Origin of the sequence: Spinactinospora alkalitolerans, from assembly GCF_013408795.1 — a bacterium.
GTDB classification, from domain to species: domain Bacteria; phylum Actinomycetota; class Actinomycetes; order Streptosporangiales; family Streptosporangiaceae; genus Spinactinospora; species Spinactinospora alkalitolerans.
In genome coordinates this window covers 3984842-4003143 of sequence record NZ_JACCCC010000001.1, presented here as the reverse complement: position 1 = coordinate 4003143, position 18302 = coordinate 3984842, and the positions used below count along the sequence as shown (strand labels likewise).

The 18302-nt window shown below is 69.5% G+C and carries 18 protein-coding genes and 1 pseudogene; 12 read left to right on the top strand and 7 right to left on the bottom strand.

Annotated features, from left to right (window positions below; all coding sequences use genetic code 11):
• Positions 1–48 precede the first annotated feature (48 nt).
• From HDA32_RS17740 to HDA32_RS17730, 3 genes are all read left to right on the top strand, one after another.
• Positions 49–1203: a winged helix DNA-binding domain-containing protein gene (locus tag HDA32_RS17740; RefSeq protein WP_179644246.1), complete on the top strand. Its 1155-nt coding sequence runs from the start codon at positions 49–51 to the stop codon at positions 1201–1203.
• A gap of 510 nt (positions 1204–1713) precedes the next feature.
• Positions 1714–2859, top strand: a complete 1146-nt coding sequence (locus HDA32_RS17735) for an alpha/beta hydrolase (protein ID WP_179644245.1) — start codon at positions 1714–1716, stop codon at positions 2857–2859.
• 116 nt (positions 2860–2975) lie between these two features.
• The gene (locus HDA32_RS17730; RefSeq protein ID WP_218882512.1) at positions 2976–3746 is read left to right on the top strand and encodes an alpha/beta hydrolase; all 771 of its coding nucleotides are present in this window, start codon (positions 2976–2978) and stop codon (positions 3744–3746) included.
• Between the two features lie 183 nt (positions 3747–3929).
• On the opposite strand, the gene HDA32_RS17725 is transcribed toward HDA32_RS17730, so the two are convergent.
• Positions 3930–5459 (bottom strand): glycerol-3-phosphate dehydrogenase/oxidase, encoded by a 1530-nt coding sequence (locus tag HDA32_RS17725; protein WP_312863229.1) that lies wholly within the window; start codon positions 5457–5459, stop codon positions 3930–3932.
• Positions 5456–6094, bottom strand: a complete 639-nt coding sequence (locus HDA32_RS30850; protein WP_246334404.1) for a TetR/AcrR family transcriptional regulator — start codon at positions 6092–6094, stop codon at positions 5456–5458. Before HDA32_RS30850 ends, HDA32_RS17725 begins: the two co-directional genes overlap by 4 nt.
• A gap of 40 nt (positions 6095–6134) precedes the next feature.
• Here HDA32_RS30850 and HDA32_RS17720 point away from each other — a divergent pair, with 40 nt between their 5' ends.
• Both HDA32_RS17720 and HDA32_RS17715 read left to right on the top strand, forming a co-directional pair.
• A complete protein-coding gene (locus HDA32_RS17720) occupies positions 6135–7739 on the top strand; it encodes an FAD-binding oxidoreductase (RefSeq protein ID WP_312863228.1) in 1605 nt (534 codons plus the stop codon).
• A gap of 3 nt (positions 7740–7742) precedes the next feature.
• Positions 7743–8612, top strand: a complete 870-nt coding sequence (locus HDA32_RS17715) for a diacylglycerol/lipid kinase family protein (protein WP_179644241.1) — start codon at positions 7743–7745, stop codon at positions 8610–8612.
• 204 nt (positions 8613–8816) lie between these two features.
• Here HDA32_RS17715 and HDA32_RS17710 read toward each other — a convergent pair whose 3' ends face one another.
• Complete coding sequence (locus tag HDA32_RS17710) at positions 8817–9452, bottom strand: TetR/AcrR family transcriptional regulator (protein WP_179644240.1); 636 nt, start codon at positions 9450–9452, stop codon at positions 8817–8819.
• A gap of 95 nt (positions 9453–9547) precedes the next feature.
• Between HDA32_RS17710 and HDA32_RS17705 the strand changes: the two genes are divergently transcribed.
• Together HDA32_RS17705 and HDA32_RS17700 are read left to right on the top strand one after the other, a co-directional pair.
• On the top strand, positions 9548–10390 hold the full coding sequence (locus HDA32_RS17705; protein ID WP_312863227.1) for an SDR family oxidoreductase: 843 nt from the start codon (positions 9548–9550) through the stop codon (positions 10388–10390).
• Positions 10387–11502, top strand: coding sequence for an MBL fold metallo-hydrolase (locus HDA32_RS17700; RefSeq protein ID WP_179644239.1), 1116 nt, complete (start codon positions 10387–10389; stop codon positions 11500–11502). The genes HDA32_RS17705 and HDA32_RS17700 overlap by 4 nt, the downstream gene beginning before the upstream one ends.
• Before the next feature lie 90 nt (positions 11503–11592).
• Here HDA32_RS17700 and HDA32_RS17695 read toward each other — a convergent pair whose 3' ends face one another.
• The 3 genes from HDA32_RS17695 to HDA32_RS17685 all read right to left on the bottom strand — a co-directional run bounded on the left by HDA32_RS17695 (position 11593) and on the right by HDA32_RS17685 (position 13237).
• The gene (locus HDA32_RS17695; protein ID WP_179644238.1) at positions 11593–11763 is read right to left on the bottom strand and encodes a hypothetical protein; all 171 of its coding nucleotides are present in this window, start codon (positions 11761–11763) and stop codon (positions 11593–11595) included.
• 416 nt (positions 11764–12179) lie between these two features.
• Entirely contained in the window at positions 12180–12902 is a 723-nt protein-coding gene (locus HDA32_RS17690; RefSeq protein ID WP_179646770.1) for a cation efflux transmembrane domain-containing protein, read from the bottom strand.
• Positions 12902–13237, bottom strand: a complete 336-nt coding sequence (locus HDA32_RS17685; protein WP_179644237.1) for an ArsR/SmtB family transcription factor — start codon at positions 13235–13237, stop codon at positions 12902–12904. The genes HDA32_RS17690 and HDA32_RS17685 overlap by 1 nt, the downstream gene beginning before the upstream one ends.
• A 233-nt stretch (positions 13238–13470) precedes the next feature.
• Here HDA32_RS17685 and HDA32_RS31485 point away from each other — a divergent pair.
• The 3 genes and pseudogenes from HDA32_RS31485 to HDA32_RS17675 form a co-directional block, all read left to right on the top strand.
• A pseudogene (locus tag HDA32_RS31485) lies at positions 13471–13572 on the top strand (MerR family DNA-binding transcriptional regulator); the annotation flags it as partial.
• Between the two features lie 26 nt (positions 13573–13598).
• Positions 13599–14243, top strand: coding sequence for an ArsR/SmtB family transcription factor (locus tag HDA32_RS17680; protein WP_281370398.1), 645 nt, complete (start codon positions 13599–13601; stop codon positions 14241–14243).
• A gap of 51 nt (positions 14244–14294) precedes the next feature.
• Positions 14295–14813, top strand: a complete 519-nt coding sequence (locus HDA32_RS17675; RefSeq protein WP_179644235.1) for an MFS transporter — start codon at positions 14295–14297, stop codon at positions 14811–14813.
• Between the two features lie 186 nt (positions 14814–14999).
• Here HDA32_RS17675 and HDA32_RS17670 read toward each other — a convergent pair whose 3' ends face one another.
• Positions 15000–16169: a glycosyltransferase family 4 protein gene (locus HDA32_RS17670; RefSeq protein ID WP_179644234.1), complete on the bottom strand. Its 1170-nt coding sequence runs from the start codon at positions 16167–16169 to the stop codon at positions 15000–15002.
• 117 nt (positions 16170–16286) lie between these two features.
• Here HDA32_RS17670 and HDA32_RS17665 point away from each other — a divergent pair, with 117 nt between their 5' ends.
• Together HDA32_RS17665 and HDA32_RS17660 are read left to right on the top strand one after the other, a co-directional pair.
• Positions 16287–16424, top strand: coding sequence for a DUF2784 family protein (locus HDA32_RS17665; protein ID WP_179644233.1), 138 nt, complete (start codon positions 16287–16289; stop codon positions 16422–16424).
• 254 nt (positions 16425–16678) lie between these two features.
• Positions 16679–17911: a cytochrome P450 family protein gene (locus HDA32_RS17660; RefSeq protein ID WP_179644232.1), complete on the top strand. Its 1233-nt coding sequence runs from the start codon at positions 16679–16681 to the stop codon at positions 17909–17911.
• Positions 17912–18302: the final 391 nt, after the last annotated feature.

The window sequence follows — 18302 nt, the reverse complement described above, 5'->3', positions numbered from 1 at the left end:
GTGGATATAGACTAAAAGAAAAACCTGTGAATCGAAGTGGAATCACGGATGCTTAATTCCGACCGCGAGAACATAGTTGCTTACCGCCTTTCCGGGCATCACTTGAGTGAGCAGGTGGGAAGCGAGGACTGGCTGAAAGCCGCCGAATGCGCACCGCAGAACACCCCGCCGGGCGGAGCGTTGCTGGGGCTGCGCGTACGCGTCGCCGAGTTGCGGTTCAGCGACGTTCGGGCCGCGCGGGACGAGACCCGCGAACTGGTCGAGGTCTGGAGCCTGCGGCAGTCCCCCTGCATGATGCGGGTCGACGAGATGCCTGTTTTCACCACGGGTGTCTGTCCTGATGACGAGGAATCATGGCGGGCGGTGATGCAGGGCTTCCTGCCCATCATGGATGGAATGGGACGCTCCGCGACGGAGATCGTCGACTTGGTCGACGAGGCCCTGATGGACGCTCTGGACGGAGGCGTCAAGCTGAGCAAGCGGGGCATGGGCGAGGAGCTGGGCAAGCGCCTGCCCAAGGAGTTCGCCGGCTGGTGTGAGCCCACCACCTTCAGTAACTTCACCGCGATCCTGGTGCGGGCGCTGTCGCTGCGCGGCGGGTTCGTCATTACGCCTCGCTCGGGCAATGAGGCGCATTTCATGCGCACCGACCATTGGCTCGGTGCGGAGCCGCCGTCCATGGACAGGAGTGAGGCGCGCGCCTCCGTGGTCGAGCGGTACCTGCGTATGTACGGCCCCTCCACGCCGGACGATTTCGCGGCATGGGCAGGCATATCGGAGGCGGCGGCCGGACGCATTTGGAGCGAGGTCGAGAGCGACCTGGTCGAGGTGGACGCCGGCAAGCGGCCGGCGTACGTGCTCAAGCCACACGTGAAGACACTCGAATCGCCGCCCCGCCCCGCGCCCTACCGCCTGGTCCCCGCTTACGACCCCTACCTCCAGCAGCGGGAGCGCGCCATCGTGGCTCCCGATGGCGCGCTGCGCAAGCAGATCTGGAAACACACCGGTAACCCCGGCGTGGTGCTGCGCGATGGTGAGGTCGTGGCGCTGTGGCGGCACCGGAAGAAAGGCCGGAAGCTCGCGGTCAACGTCGCCCCGGTGTCCCGGCTCACCGCCGAGGACCGCGCGGCCATCGAGGAGGAGGCCGCCCCACTGGCGGAGTTCAGGGAGCTCACCGAGACCACGGTGTCCTTCGACTTCTGACCCCGACTCCATCGGGTGCCGGCCGGTCGGCGATCCAGAAAGAGACCGCACAGATTACTGGGACGTCCCCCGCCGACCATCCATGATGAACCGCAATGGCGGTGGTGCGGTGATGTGAGGGGGCCGAGGATGGATTGCCGGATACGCACAGCCTCAGGGGCGGTGCGTGGTCGCCTTGTATGCGCCGTCGGAGCCGCCGCGGCGGTCGTCCTCCTGGCCTCCCTGGGAACGCCCGCGGCGGCTGAGACCACTGCTGAGACCGCTGCTGAGACCGCTGCGGCCCTCCCCACTCTCGACTGGGAGGAATGCGGAGACGGGGTCGAGTGTTCGGTCGCCCGGCTCCCGCTGGACCACTCCAAGCCGGAGGAGGAGACGATCGGTGTCGCCCTGGCCCGTGTTCCCGCTGCTCGGCAGGGCGCAAAGATCGGCACGCTGTTCGTCGACCCGGGCGTTCAGGCCGGGGGAGGGGCCGCCTTCGTGCGGGCACTGGGCCCGGCTGGATTGGAACCCTTGAGTGAGCGTTTCGACATCGTCGGGATCGACGCCCGGGGGACCGGCGGCGGTGGCCCGCTCACGACGTGCATGACTTACGAGGAGATCCGCTCGATCGAGCCGCCGTTGGCCGCCTATCCGACGACCGCGCAACGTTCCGATCGGATGGAAGAGGCGCAGAAGCTGACGGCAGCCTGCGACGAGCGCAGTGAGGAGCTGCTTCCCCACCTCGGCTCCCAGGACTCCGCACTCGACCTCGAACTGCTGCGGGCGGCGGTCGGCGACGAGAAGCTCAACTATCTCGGCCTCTCGTACGGCTCCCTGGTCGGCCAGTACTACGCTGCGACGTTCCCCGAACGGGTCCGCGCGATGGTGCTGGATTCCCCCGTCCCGGCGCACCGCGATGCGCGCGTCCCACTACGTTCCGATCGGGAGCAGATGGCGGCGACCGAGAAGGCGCTGGACGAATTCTTCGACTGGTGCGTGGCAACCCCCGAAATGTGCGGTTTCGGTGACGGTGATCCTGAAGGCGCCTTCGACGGGCTGGTGGAGCGCCTTGAACGCAACCGTGAGGCTGCTCCTGGCGACCACACGCTGTTCACTGGAGGCGATCTGCTGGTGCAGACGGCGGGCACCCTCATAGCGCCGGCGTCCTGGGAGCAGTTCGCCGCGAGGCTCCAGCGCCTGGAGGAGGTGGAGCGGCCGACCAAGCAGTTGCCGAGCGGATGGGATCACACGACGGCGGCGGTCCTGGGCAACCGTTGCCTCGACCGTGCCGTCCCCTCGCTCCCGCGTGTACACGACGCCCATTTCAGGGCGGCTGCTGCTGTGTCACCGCATTTCGGCAGGGTTTACGGGTACGGCCAGCTCAAATGCGCCGTCTGGCCCGCCGAGCCCGCGCATCCCCACACCGACGGCTACAGGTACCGGGGAGGACAGCCGATGCTCGTCATCGGCCGGACCACGGACCCGCTCGTCCCGTTCTCCTGGACGCGTGAGGTCGCCGTCACCAATCGCGCGTCGCTGCTCACGGTGGAGGGCCCTGGACACATCGCGTTCCGGAGCGGTTCGGAATGCGTGGACAGTGCGGTAGCCGACTACGTCATCCACTTGAGGGAGCCCGAGCGCGGTGCCACCTGCTCCACTCCCCCTCCGAGCGCGTGAACGGAGAACGTCCGGCGGGGCCCGCCACCGAGTCGGCCGTCTTCCGCGGCTGGAACCAATCCGAACTCGACCGCGAATGCTCTCCTAGTTCGTGTGTCGAGGACATCGGAGACTACATGGCCGCCTACCGTGAACACAGCGGTGCCGCCCGCCGCCGCATGGTGTGGCGCCGCTTCCGGTACGCTTCCTCCCCGCGTTCCACGGTCGACTTCTTCCCGGCCGGCGCCGGTTCGCCGCTGCTCGTCTACGTCCACGGGGGATACTGGCAGGAGCTGAGTGCGCCCGACTCCTGCTTCCCCGCTCCAGGATTGGTCGGCCAGGGGGTGTCCTTCGCGGCTCTAGGGTACGAACTGGCCCCTGGACGGACACTGTCTGGAATCGTCGACATGGTCGGCGAAGGACTGCGCTGGCTGTGGAGCAACGCCGGCGCCCTGGAAGTGGACCCGCAGCGCATCATCGCGGCGGGAAGCTCAGCCGGAGCGCACCTTGTGGCCATGAACCTCCTGCGCGGAAGGGCGGACGCGATCATCGCGACGGCCGTTCTCCTCAGCGGCGTCTACGATCTCGAGCCCGTCAGGTTGAGCTACGTCAATGAGGCGCTTGGGCTTACCAGGGCGGCGGCCGTACGTAACAGTCCACTGTTGCGACTTGCCGATCCGCTGCCTCCCCTGGTCCTGGCGATCGGGGAGAACGAGACGAGTGAGTTCACCCGGCAGCATCGCGAGTTCTCCCGTGCGACCAGACCGCTGTGCACGCGTCACATGGAGTTCACTGTTCCCGGCCGTAACCACTTCGATCTCGTCTTCGACCTGTCCGATCCGGATTCAGCACTGGGAGGAGCCGTCGCGGCGGCCGCCGCGAACAGGAGGCGGACGCCCGCGCCTTGACCCTCGAAGATCCGGGCGGCGGGGTCCCTCAAACCGCGTTGCTGGAGTTTCATGGTGGCCGTGGCCGCCTGTGCCGGCTCGCGGGGGCAGTCCGGCGTCGGTCGGCGCCGTCTCGAAACCGCCGGTCCATTCGTCGCCGGCCGGTGCGACGGTTCAGGACGGGTCCGGTGGCTGATCCGCCGGTCACGCTTCCATTCCCTTCGCCAGCATCGCGGCGGCGGTGTGTTCGGCGGTGGCCCGTGCGACGGGGTCGAGGCCGATCCGGGTGCGGCGGTCCAGTAGGTCACCCGTGTCCAGCGCGCCCTCGTGCCGGACCGCGAACAGCAGTTCCGCGGGGGTCAGTTCGGTGGCTTCCGAGATCGGGCGGTGCAGTTCGGACCCGCCGACGGCGAGCACCTGTGGGGCCTCGGTGCCGTAACGGCGCAGCAGCCGCGTCGGCGCCTGCACCGTGTCGAGTCCGGCGAGGCTCGCCGCGCCGACCAGCGGTAGCCGCCTGGTCCGGCATGGTCCGGCGGTTATTCCGGTGTTGTGCAGTGCGGTGTCGAGTGCGTCCTGGGCCATTCGCCGGTAGGTGGTGAGCTTGCCGCCGACGATGGTCAGCAGTCCGTCCGGTGCGGTGATCACCTGATGTCTGCGGGAGATGTCGGCCGTGGTGCCGGTCCCGCTGTCGAACAGCGGGCGCAGTCCGGAGAAGGTCCCCAGGACGTCCTCACGGCGGATGCGGGTGGCCAGGGCGAGGTTGATGGTGTCGAGCAGGAAGGTGATTTCGGACTCGGCGGGCCGGGGCTCGTCCGGAATCGGCCCTGGCGCGTCCTCGTCGGTGAGTCCGATGTAGACACGGCCGTCCGGCGCGGGAAGCGCGAAGACGTAGCGGCCTACCTGCCCGGGCAGCGGAACCATCAGTCCTGCCGACAGTCCGCCCAGAACCTGCTGGGACAGCACGAGATGCGTGCCGCGGGAGGGCCGCAGGCCGAGGCCGGGGGCGATCTCGCCGGCCCACACTCCGGCCGCGTTGATCACGATCCGGGCACCGAGGTCGAGGGTGCGCCCCGTCAGTGTGTCGGTGAGCACCGCCCCGCCGCCGGTGACCTCCGACGCGGTGACCCTGGTGAGGATCTTGGCGCCGTGGCCCGCGGCGGTGCGGGCCAGCGCGACGACCAGCCGGGCGTCGTCGTCGAGCTGCCCGTCCCAACCCAGCACCCCGCCACGCAGGCCCGTGACCCGGACCGTCGGCGCGTACCGGGCGACTTCTGCCGGAGTGACCCGCCGCGACCGTGGCAAGGTGCTCGCCGATGTTCCGGAAGCGGCGCGCAGCGCGTCACCCGCCAGCATGCCCGCCCTGGTGACCAGCGCGTTCGCGGTGCTGACCCGGGAATGCAGCGGGACGATCTGCGGGAAGGCGCGCACCAGGTGCGGCGCGGTGCGGCTGATCAGGATGTCCCGCTCGACCGCGCTCTCGTGGGCGATCCCGATCTGCCCCGAGGCCAGGTAGCGCAGCCCGCCGTGGACCAGCTTGGAACTCCACCTGCTGGTGCCGAACGCGAGGTCGTGCTTCTCGGCGAGTACCACCGACAGTCCGCGGGCGGCGGCGTCGAGCGCGACGCCGGTGCCGGTGACACCACCGCCGATCACCAGCACGTCGACCGGGGCCGAGGCGCTGCCGAGCTGGTCGAGTTCGTGGATGCGCCGGGCGGCGTTCAGCGACGTGTTCACGGTGCCAGATACCTCTCGAGAAGCACGGAGAGTTCGCTGTCCAGTGCGGGGAATGCGTGATCCGCGACGAATACGGGGCCGCTGAGGGTGAACGACCACGCGGTGAGGAGCACCGCCCGCGCGAGCATGCCGGGTTCGCCGGAGCGGATGGAGCCATCGGCCTGACCGAGCCGGATGGCGTCCTCGATCAGTTCGAGCTGCGCGTCCGAGGTCGCCCCCGTGCGGTGGAACAGGTACGGGATCAGGAATTCCGGGTCGACGTCGACGACCTTGCGGAGCAGCGGATGGATCCGCAGCTCCCCGACGAGGCGGGTTACCGCGGACACGAGCGACTCCCGGCCGGTGGCCGCCGGGGCCGACACCTGCGCGGCGAATGTCGTGAACTCGCGGGTGACCAGTGCGGCCACGACGGCGCGGACGTTCGGCCAGCGTCGGTAGAGGGTGGCGCGGGAAATGTCGGCGCGGCGGGCGATATCGGCCATGCTCATGCGTCGCATGCCGACGGCCAGCAGGAGGTCGCGGGCGGCGTCGAGGATGCGTTGCTCGGGGATCGCGTTGGCGGCCCGGGGTGTTTCCGCCGCTTGAGGTTCCTCGTGCAGCTCGGATTCCGACACGTTGCGTCGCTGCGACATCATGTGTCATAGTGTATCAGAGTTAACGGATGGAGGAGTCGACGTGACCGAGTACGATCTCCCTGTCGTCGAGCGCCACCCCTACCTGTGGGGCAATGTCGACACGCCCGGCCACCTGCCCGATGCCGCGGGCGATGCGATGAGCGCGCTCGGTGCTGTGCCACCCGGTCCCGCTGTCGATCCCGCGAACGCCCGGCTCCCGCAGACCTCGCTGCCCGCTGAGGTCACCGCGGCACTCACCGCGGCCCTCGGCGCCGAGCACGTCGACTCCGGGCGCAGCGCCCGCGTTCGGCGCACCCGTGGCTTCTCCACCCCGGATCTGCTCAAGCTCCGCAGCGGCGACGCCACCGATGCGCCCGACGCCGTGCTGTTCCCGGGCTCGCATGACGATGTCGTACGGGTGCTGGAGATCTGCACCGAGCACCGGGTCGCCGTCGTGCCGTTCTCCGGCGGCACCTCGGTCGTCGGCGGCCTCGCGCCCGTCAGGGCCGGGTTCGCCGGGGTCGTCGCACTCGATCTGCGCCGCCTCGACCGGCTCGTGGGCGTCGACGAGATCTCGCGCACCGCCGTGCTGGAGACCGGTCTGCGCGGTGTCGCCGCGGAACGGCTCCTCGCCGAGCGGGGTTACACGCTCGGCCACTTCCCGCAGTCCTACGAGATGGCCACCGTCGGCGGGTACGCGGCCGCCCGCTCCGCCGGGCAGTCCTCCGCCGGATACGGCCGCTTCGACGAGATGGTCGTCGGCCTCACCGTCGCCACCCCACGCGGCACACTCACCCTCGGCACCGCGCCCAAGTCGGCCGCAGGGCCGGACCTGCGCCAGCTCGTACTCGGCTCGGAGGGCGCGTTCGGGGTGATCACCTCCGTCACGGTCCGGGTCCGTCCCAGACCGGCGGCCAGGGTCTTCGAAGGCTGGAAGTTCGGCTCCTTCGCCGAAGGCGCCGCTGCTCTACGTGCGCTGGTGCAGGACGGAGTGCGGCCGACCGTGCTGCGACTGTCGGACGAGGCGGAGACCGCCGTCAACCTCGCCGACCCCGACGCCGCGGCCGGCGGATCCGGTTCCGGCGGGTGCCTGGTCATCGCCGGCTACGAGGGCGATGCCGAGGAGGTCGAGGCCACTCGGGCAGCCGCTGCCGAGCGGCTGCTGGCACACGGTGGTCAGAACCAGGGCGCCGAGCCGGGCGAGAAGTGGCGCGAGGGCCGCTTCCGCGGGCCGTACCTGCGCGATCCCCTTTTCGACGCGGGTGCGCTCGTTGAAACCTTGGAGACCGCGACGTTCTGGTCGAACATCGAGTCACTCAAGACCGCGGTCAGTGAGGCCGTCCAGGGCGCGCTGAACGCGCAGGACTGCGCCAACCTGGTCATGTGCCACATCAGCCACGTCTATGAGACCGGCGCCTCGCTGTACTTCACCGTCGTCACCAGGCAACTCGACGATCCGGTCGCGCAGTGGGCCAAGGCCAAAGAAGCCGCCAACGCGGCGATCCGCGCACATGGTGCCACGATCTCGCACCACCACGGCGTCGGCACCGACCACCGTGAAACCCTCGCGCTCGAACTCGGGCCGATCGGCATCGACATGATCAAGGCCGTCAAGTCCAGTGTGGATCCGGCCGGTGTCCTCAACCCCGGCATCCTGATCGGGTAGAGCATGCCCACCTATACGGCTCTGATCAATCCCGTGTCCGGCGGCGGCCGGGCGCTCAGGACCTGGCGGCCGATCGCGGAACTGCTCGCCTCGCAAGGGATCCGGATCGCCGAGCAGACGACACGCAGCCAGCAGCACGCGACCGAGGCCGCGGCCGAGAGCGCGCGGCGGGGCGAGACGGTCATCGCCGTCGGCGGCGATGGGCTTGCCCGCGACGTCGCCGCCGGTGTGCACGGCACGGGCGCGAGTATGGCGATCGTGCCCGCCGGGCGAGGCAACGACTTCGCGCGCAAACTCGAGCTGCCCGGCGACGTCGAGAGCCTCGCCGCGATGCTCGCCCGGAGGGGCACCCGCAGCATCGACGTCATCGAGGCAGCCGGTCGGATCGTGCTCGGCAACGTCTACGTCGGACTCGACTCCGTGGCCACCGAGGCGATCAACAACAACCGGTGGCTGCCCGGGCTCGTGGTCTACCGGCTCGCACCCATCGGGGTGATCCTGAAATGGAGAGCACCGGAGTTCACGCTCACCGCCGATACATGGACGGCGAAAGCCCGGCAGCACCAAGTCGTCGCCGCCAACTCAGGCCGGTACGGCTACGGACTCAACATCGTGCCCCCCGCCCGCCTGGACAGCGGCGTACTCGACGTCCTCACTGTCTCCGACGCGCCCCGGTACAAGGTCGTGCAATTTATCGGGAAGGCCAGGACCGGCGCGCACGTCGAATCCGATAAGGTCGAGGTCCGCAGCACTAAGCAGATCACCATCGATGCCGACCGCCCCGTCCCTGTGCACGCCGACGGCGACTACCTGTGCGAACTCCCCGTCACCGTCTCCATCAGACCCGCAGCACTCGACATCATCGTTCCCTAGTCCACTGCGGGAATGCCGGGGGCAGCGACCGGAGGCGCCGCGGACACGGTCGGACCGCCCTTCGGAGGCATGCCCCCGGACCCGGCCCGACAGCCCGTCCGACTCGGCCCGGTGACAGCCTCCTCAGCATGGCGCACCCCACCGCGAGTGCTTCCTGCCGCCATGCCGCCTTTTCACATCGGTATCGCGATGATGCCCTCCGGCCTACCCGGTAGGCGGGGCGAGCTGGTCTCTGGCTCCGGCGAACAGCGTCGTGCAGGCCTGCACGAGCTCGGCCGGCTGCTGGGTTCTTCCGCTGAGCAGCCAGTCGATCAGCAGGTGGTTGACCCCGCCGACGAGCGCGACCGCGGTCAGCCGCCGCAACGAGGCGGGCCCCCTCTCGCCCAGCCACACGTCGGTCACCAGTTCCGAGAACTCGGTCAGCACGGTGTGGCGCCGGCTCTCCAGTTCTGGTGAGACTCCGACGACCTCGATGAGCACGATCTGGGCACGCCGCTCATCAGCGGTGAGGAAGTCGACGAAGGCGGCCAGCGCGCGGGCGGCAACGGCCTCGGACCGCTCCGCCTTGGCGATCGCCTCCAGTGTCGCCGCGCGCATGCCACCCACGAGTTCGTCGTACACGGCGGCCAGTGCGGCCTCGCGGTCGCGGAAGGATTCGTAGAAGTATCGCTCGGTCAGCCCCGCCCTGGCGCAGACCTGTTTCACCGATGTCGCGCGGTATCCGTTGGTGCCGAACAGGTCCTTGGCGGCATCAAGCAGGGCGGCGCGCCGCTGCCGCGCACGCTCAGCCGGGCCGAGGCCCGCGTAGCGGCGCCCGTTGCCTACGTTCGCCTGTCCCATCTTGGCCCTTTCCTTGCAGAGCGGACTCCTATATCCTATCTATCTGACATGACGTCATGTCAGATGGGTTTCGGGTCGAGGCGACGAGGTGAGCCGTGCAGAAAGCGCCAACCGGGATGGTCGTCGCGGTAACCGGCGGTGCTCAGGGCATCGGGCGCGAGATCGCCCGGCAACTGGCGAGAGCGGGCGCCCACGTCGCCATCGGAGACCGTGACCTCGATGCGGCGAAAGCCACCGCGCAGCAGCTGCCCGGCGATGTCGCCGCGTTCCACCTCGACGTCACCGACACCGCATCGTTCACCGCGTTCATCCGGGCGGTCGATGAGCGATGGGGCATGATCGACGTGCTGGTCAACAATGCGGGCGTGATGTGGGTCGGCCCGTTCGAGGCCGAGCCGGACACTGCCGCGCAGCGCCAGGTGGACGTCAACCTGCTCGGGGTCATCCGCGGCGTGAAACTCGCGGCACCGGCCATGCGTGAACGCGGTCGCGGCCAGATCATCACCATTGCCTCCGGCGCGTCGAAACTCGCGCCCGCGGGTGAAGCCACCTATGCGGCCACAAAACACGCCGTGTACGGCTATCTCAACGCCGTCCGCACCGAACTCCACGGCAGCGGAGTCCAGCTTTCACTGATCCTGCCCGGGGTCGTCGACACCGAGCTTGCCGCCGGCACCGTCACGGGTCCGGTACGCAGGCTCGTCCCCGCAGACGTGGCACACGCCGTGCTGGCGGTCATCAAGCGGCCGCGTTTCGAGATCAGCCTGCCTGCCCGCATGGGTCTCGTCGCTCGCCTCGCAGCACTACTGCCCGACCGCGCCCGCTTCCGTCTGCTGCGCGCCGTCGTGCCGAACCAGGTCGCGGCGGTCACCGACAAGGCCGTCCGGCAGGCCTACGAAAACCGTGCCGTCACCGAGATCGATAGGAGCTCGCAATGACCTCGTCCCCTGCTTCGGAGGCAAGCTCGCAGACTGTCCGGCCAATTCCCGAGTTCGACGGCGTCCACGACATCTGGCCGCGCGGCAAACGGCTGGAGGCGGTGCGGTCGGCGACCGAGGCATACCGCAGACGCTTCATCGCGCAAGGCACGATCAAGGCGGTCAAGAGCTTCGACATCGCTGCCGCGCCCTACCCCGCCCGGTACGCCTTCCAGGGGTACAACCTGTCGGTCAACCCCATGATTTCAATCATCAACCGGATGTTCGTGCTCCAGTTCGAGGGATTCGACGGTGAGCTCAAGACGCTGGTGTGGGAACCGACGGTGGCCGCCGGTTCCGCTGAGGCGCCGTTCTACTCGAAGCTCCAGCGGCTCGCGGGCCGGTTCCTCAGCGACAAGGTGTTCGTCAAGTACTACAACGACCCGGACACGGTGCTGCCCAGGCTGGGGCTGCGCAACGACGATGTCGATTACGTGAGCTTCGACCACCTGCACGTACAGGACGTGCGGATGATCATGGGAAGTGATCAGGTCATCCCCGGCGAGAAGGCTCCGCGCGAGCCGCTGTTCCCCCGCGGGAGGCTTCTCGTGCACCGCAAGGAACTCGGCACCTTCGAGTCGCCGCACCCGATGCAATGGGCCTGGTATGTCGAGGGCGGTATGGACGGAGTGCCCGCCGAACGACTCGAGGTCTTCGACGGCGACGTCGAACTGGGCGTCGGCGTGAGTCTGCTGTGGACGCCCGGGCATACCGACGGCAACCACTCCCTGGTGGTGAACACACCCGACGGCGTGTGGGTGTCCTCGGAGAACGGCATGGCCGCCGACAGCTGGCAACCCGAACGGTCCAGGATTCCCGGTGTGAAGCAGCAGGCGCGCTTCTTCAACCGGGAAGTGGTGCTCAACGCCAACACGCTCGAGGACTCGCTGGACCAGTACGACTCGATGGTCAAGGAGAAGACGATGGCCTCGCGCTCAGCCAGGGACGGCCGTTGGCTGCAGATCATTCCCTCGTCGGAATGCGCGGCGTGGAAGCGGCAGTGGCCGGTGGTGCCGACCTTCACCCACGGCGGTCTCGACTACGGCACGATCACCACTCCGCTACGCCACTGACGGTCACCCTGCCAAGCCGCTCGCAACGGCGGCGGCACTGCCCGGCCGTCACCGCGACGGGGTCTGCTTGAGCACATCCTCGCTCAGCGCCTACACGCACGCGACGAGATCTGCGCCTGCCATCGGCGCTGACGCGGGAATCGTCGTCACCCGTGCCTTCATCGCCGACATCGGCCCCGGCGAGGGATAGGGGGAACTGAACTCGGCGATCTTCGCCGCCAGTGCGGTATTCCTGACCTCGCTACCGCTGTGGATCTTCAATCTTCCTGGTTCTGCGCTCGCTGGATCCATTCTGGCTCTCATGGCCGCGATCCTCACTCGGAGGATATCTCGTAAGTATGGTGGAAACCTGGGGGCACAACTGGTTGGTGCGTCGCTCGGCATCCTCTCCGGAGTTCTGTTGCCGATCCCCTTAAACCTGACTCGGTAGCGCGGGAGAAGCAGTACAGGTACGAGAGCTCGCCGACGAGGCGTCGGTTCAGGCGACCGCACTCATCGTCAATCTGGAGGGCACCTCGGCTGGGACTCCCTGAACCGCGCCTGTTCTGTGGCCCGTGACACCCGGGGGCGCGGGCCACCGTGCGGGGCGTGCTCGGTGCAGTCGGGTGGCGGCCACCAGGCCGCACAGTCCCGCGCCCACCACCACGACGTCGCGCACCCGGATCGGATCGGCGGCCTCAGCCGCCCTCGCAGCAGGAGCAGCCGGGCCCGCATCCGCACCCGTCGCCCTCGTCCGTAGGCTCGGCGGCCATGGCGATACCGGCCGGGGCGCAGCAGGCGTCCCCGCGCCAGGCCTCGCGGCCTTCCTTGACGGCCATCGCGGCGATGAGCAGGGCCACGATCGGATCGGCCCACGCCCACCCCAGCAGAGCATTGGCCAGCAGGCCCACCAGCAGGGCGGCGGAAAGGTAGCTGCACAGCAGGGTCTGCTTGGAGTCGGCCACGGCCGAGGACGACCCGAGTTCGCGGCCGGCGCGGCGCTGCGCCAATGACAGGAACGGCATGACGACCACCGACACCGCGGCCAGCACGATCCCGGGCACCGAGGTCTCGGCCTCGCCCGCGCCGATCAGGGACCGCACCGCCTCGAAGGCGACGTAGGCGGCCAGGACGAAGAAGGACACGGCGATGACGCGCAGCGCCCGGCGTTCGCGCGCCCGGCGCGCCGCGGCCTCGCGGGCGGAGAACTGCCAGGCCACCGCCGCCGCCGAGGACACCTCGATGACCGAGTCCAGCCCGAAGCCGATCAGTGCGGCCGAGGAGGCGATCGTGCCCGCGGTGATCGCCACCACGGCCTCGATGATGTTGTAGGTGATGGTGGCGGCCACGAACAGGCGGACGCGCCGCGTCAGCACCGCCCGCCGCCCCTCGCTCGGGCGCGAGGTGATCCGGAAGGCCATCAGCAGCAGCCCTTCTCCTCGGTCTCCGCACACGACTTGTCGGTCTCCACCGCCAGAACGGCGGAGCGCAGGTCGTCCAGGGCGTGGCCCAATCGCGCGTCGGCCAGCTCGTAGCGCACTCGCCGGCCCACCGGCACGGCCACCACCAGGCCGCAGTCGCGCAGGCACGCCAGGTGGTTGGACAACCGGGTCCGGCTGATACCCAGCGCCTCGGCCAGATCGGCCGGGTGGGCGGGCGCCCCGCGCAGCGTCAGCAGGATGCGGCAGCGGATCGGGTCGGCCAGCGCCCGCCCGAACCGGGCGAGCGCGTCGATATCGGTGGCGATCGTCAGCATGCCACCAATAATACAAGGATTCATGGATTCAGGAAGACGTGGATCCATGGGAATCGAGTCGGCGGACACGCCCCTGACCGCTTCGCCTCACCACCGCCCGCCCACACCTGCGCCAAGAACCCGGGGTCCGGCAACCTCGGAGCGCCCCGCAACACGGCATCGATAGCACCTCGCTTCAATGACTCGGCTTGACCTTCGAGCCGACTCGAAGGCCTCCCGTCGGGATCGTGACCATGTTGCGCGTCTCCGAACTGGCCGAACGCTCCGGCGTGGCGGCCTCGACCCTGCGCTACTACGAGGGGCGGGGACTGCTGCCCGCCGAGCGCTCACCGTCGGGCTACCGGAGGCGGGGCGCACCGAGTTGTGGGGGGAGTTCGCCCGGGTCGGCAAGGCGCTGGGCAGCGGGACCCGGCTGCAGATGCTCGACCTGCTCGCCCAGGGCGAGCGCTCGGTGGATTCGCTGGCCGAAACGATGGGCCTGGGCGTCTCCACCGCCTCGGCGCACCTGCAGACCCTCAAACGCGCCCGGTTGATGCGCACCCGCCGCGAGAAGAACCACGTCTTCTACGCCTTGGCCGGTGACGACGTCGCCGCTCTGCTGTCGCTGGTGCAAAAGGTCGCCGGCACCCACCTGGCCGAGGTCGAGCGGGCCTGGCGCCACTTCGCCGGCCCCGGGCAGGGCGAGGTGGAGCAGGTCGACCGCGCCGAACTAATGGCCCGCGCCGAAGAGGGCGGCGCGCTGGTGCTGGACGTGCGACCGGAAGCGGAGTTCGCCGCGGGCCACATTCCCGGCGCGCTGTCGATCCCGGTGGAAGAGCTGGCCCGGCGCCTTGAGGAGCTGCCCGCCGACATCGACATCGTGGCCTACTGCCGCGGCGATTACTGCGTGATGGCCGTCGACGCGGTCCGCGTCCTGCGCGCCAGCGGCCGCCGCGCCTACCGGCTGAACGAAGGACTGCTGGAGTGGCGCGCCTCCGGACATCCCGTCCACACCGCGCACGCATAACCCCCGGCGCATCCGCGCGACTCCTGCTATCCCACGAAAGCGAACCCGGCCATGGCCCCCGCTTCTTCGGACACCCTCGGCACGGACACCTCCCTCGCCGTGCTGCAGCGCCGCCCCTTGACCACCGTGGCCGTCTCCCAGATCCTGGACGGCGCCGGCCTGGCGGCCGGAGTGACCGTCGGCGCGCTGCTGGCCCAGGACATGCTCGGCACCAGTAGCCTGTCCGGGCTGCCCGCCGCCCTGTTCACACTTGGATCGGCCGCCGCCGCGTTCCTGGTGGGGCGGATCTCCCAACGCCTGGGGCGGCGCACCGGACTCGTCCTCGGCTACGCCGCCGGGGCTGCGGGCGGCGCCGGGGTGGTCGCCGCCGCCGTAGGACCGCAGACCCGGGCGCGCACCCAGGGCGCGGTGGACGTGTGCGTGGCCCTGGCCGGGGTGAGCGGCGGAATCCTCAGCGGCATGGTGGTCGCCGCCAGGGGCTTCGCCGCGCTGTCCATCGGCGGCGGCCTCCTTGCGCTGGCGATTCTCCCCTTCGTCGCCTGGAGCGCCCGCCGCCGTGCTGCAGCGTGAAGCGACAGGCACCCTGACCGCGACACCATCGCACTGGCACCACCCAGGGCGACGAGGACGACCTGGCATGGACGATGAGCGGTGTGCGGCGGTTGTCGTCCACCGCATATCCGATGGCCTCTCTCGTGCAGCCGTCGATCACGGCCGCAGGGTAAGGCCATTGGGCGCGGTGGCGTTCTGGCTGTTTCACCGTCTGCGTTGGGCCTTGGCCGTGAGGCGGTCGGCGATGAAGTCCTCCCACCGGTCCAGGATCTCGGTGATGCCGTAACGGCGTGCGGAGGCCAGCGCGGCGGCGCCCATCGCGCGGCGCTCGTCGCCGTCGGCCATGAGGCGGCGCATGCCTTCAGCCAGAGCGCCCACGTCCTGGGGCGGCACCAGGAGGCCGTCGCGCTCGTGCGTGATGATCTCGCGGGGGCCGTGCGGACAGTCGAAGCTCACGACCGGCACGCCCACCGAGAACGCCTCGATGATGGTCATCCCGAACCCTTCGGCGCGGGAGCTCACCACGACCATGGACGCCTTGGCCAGCTCCCCGGTGAGATCCTTGGTGCGTCCCATGATGGTGACCTGGTTGCTCAGACCCATCGCGGCGATCCTGGTCTTGAGGTCGTTCTCCACGCCCCCGCCCCCGTAGATGCGCAGGCGCCACTGCGGGTGGGCCTTCGCGGCCGCGGCGAACGCCTCCAGCAGTTTGGGGTACTGCTTGATGGGCGAGAGGCGGCCGGCCGCGGCGATGATGGGGTTGTCCAGGTCGGACCGCGGATGGTCGCCCGGCGGGAGGGCGTTGGGCATGGTGGTGATCCACCCCGGTTCGGTCGGCAGGAGCCGCTCGTAGGCCGCGCGGTCGGCGGCGGTGAGCACGGTCATACCGTCCAGTCGCGGATACAGGCGCGCGATGGCGTCGGCGATGTCGTGCTTGTGGTTGCCCAGGTGCACGTGCTCCTGACCGATGCTCAGCAGCCGTTCGGGAGCGTAACGGGCGAGCAGCAGGTTCAACCCGGGGCGGGTGGCGACCACCACGTCGGCGTCGCCGCGGCGCAGACAACCGCGCAGCGCATGCTCGGTCCGCAGGTTGAACACGTCCAACTTCTCGGGCTTGGGGACAACGGGGCTGCGGCGGCTCTCCCTGTAGCGGTCGAGCAGGCCTGCCTTGGGCCGCTCGGCCCATGCCCGGGTCGGGGCGAGCGCGTGCATCCGCACGCCGGGCGGTAGCGCGAAGAACGGGGTGCGGCGGTGCTGCACGAGGCTGATGATCTCCACATCATGGCGGGTGGCCAACCCGCCCGCCAGGTTGAACACGGTGCGGATGGTGCCGCCCATGCCGTAGCCGTTGCCAATGAGAAAGACGATCTTCACCGGATGCACCCTTGCCCTGTGCCGGCCTCAGCGGAACTGCTGTGTCCTTGGGCACGGCCTGCTGCCCGGCGATGGCTCCGATGAAACGGTCGTGGCTGCGGTACCGTCGCGCATCACATGCCGCACGGGTTCATCGACTACTACATCACCGGAGTGCTTTACCCCGAGAAGTACCTGTTCGCGTCCCGCGTCGTCGCCGCGTGCATCGTGGCGGTGTCCTGGGCGGGCATCGCCATTCGGGTCAAGCGCCGCTGACACCTCGGTGGGAACCGAACCGGTGGCGCCACCAGGCCTTATCCGTGCTGTTCTTAAGCTGACTCCGGTCCTGGAGGAAGGCGCCCGGCGGCCGCCCTACACTGGTTCCGGGTCCGTGGCCCTCCGAGACCGCCTTCAGGGGCGCGTCTGTGGATCGGCGCGGGGCCGGGACGGTGGATACGGGATTGGGCGAGTCGCGGAGTCCGTTGCCGCTCGGTGCGGAATCGACGGGCCGTGGATTGGTGGTGGGCACCATGGCGGGCGCGGACGGACCGGTCGAGTTGGGCGAGGAGTTCACGCGTGATCCCTACGCCGTGTATGCGCGGCTGCGCGAGCGGGGCCCGGTCGTGCGGGCGCTCCTGCCCGGTGGCGCGCCAGCCTGGTTGATCACCCGCTACGAGCACGCGCGTGCGGCACTGACCGATGGACGGCTGGCGAAGGACCCGAGAGCGGCCCGGCGCGCGGTGCAGGACCGGCACGCGGAGACGGAACCTCCCCTGCGCGGTGAGGTGGCGCAGATGCTGAACGCGCACATGCTCAACAGCGATCCGCCCGATCACACCCGGCTGCGCAAGCTCGTCTCCCGCGCGTTCACGGCACGGCGCGTGGAAGGACTGCGGACCCGGGTGCGCGAGATCGCCGACCGACTCATCGGTGACTTCCCCGCCACCGGCCGCACCGATGTCATCGACGCCTTGGCCTTCCCACTGCCGGTGATGGTCATCTGCGAGCTGCTGGGGGTTCCGGTCGAGGACCGGGACGACTTTCGGACGTGGTCCAACGCGCTGGTGTCCACGAGCACCCCCGAGCAATCGGCCGGGGCCGCCGAGGAGATGAACGCCTACCTGCGCCGTCTGCTGTCGGCCAAACGCGCCGAAGCGGGCGCCGATCTGCTGAGCGCCTTGATCGAGGTCCAGGACGAGGAGGGCCGCCTCAGCGAGTCCGAACTGGTCTCCATGGCGTTCCTGCTCCTGGTGGCCGGCCACGAGACCACCGTCAACCTCATCGGAAACGGCCTGCTCGCGCTGCTGGCCCGTCCCGAGCAGATGGCGAAGCTGCGCGCCGACCCGGGGCTGATCCCCGCTGCCGTTGAGGAGTTCCTGCGCTTCGACGGACCGGTCAACACCGCCACCGCGCGGTTCACCACCGAGCCCGTCACCATCGCCGGCGTCACGATCCCCGCCCATCAGCTCGTACTCGTCGCTCTGGGCTCCGCCGACCACGACCCCGCCCGCTACGACGGAGCCGATCACCTCGACATCACCCGCGACGCCGGCGGCCACCTCGCCTTCGGCCACGGCATCCACTACTGCCTCGGAGCGCCACTGGCCAGGCTCGAAGGGCAGGTCGCCTTCGAGTCCCTGCTCTCCCGGTTGGAAAACATCGCCCTCGACGTCGCGGTCACCGACCTCACCTGGCGCCCCGGCCACCTCATACGCGGCCTGAACGCCCTGCCCGTCCGTTACACGGCCCGCTCCGCCGCCTGACGCCGCACTCGGAGCCTGCTCCCCGTCCCGACCACTCGCCGCCCTGGGATCTGTAGACAACGACCCGCGCGACGGCCGGGTGGAGGTCCTGCGCGGCCTGCGGGTGGCCCGGCGCTGCCGGAGCTGAAGGGGGTGGGCCCCGACGTGGCGGCCCGTCTGTCTCCCCCTGGGGAGGGGCCGGTTTCACTCGCGCGCGGGAAGTGGCGACGGCATCGCAGGGCAAGACTCGTCACCGTGGTCGGAACGGAACCGGCGACAGCCGGAGGCGCTCACGGTCACCCACTCAGTTGCCGATGCATGTCCACGGCGGCGCGACGGTGGCTGACGTCGAAGCGCCCCGGCACCTGTAATGAGGAAGTCCACCTCTTGTGCGGCCTTAGCGTATTCGCGG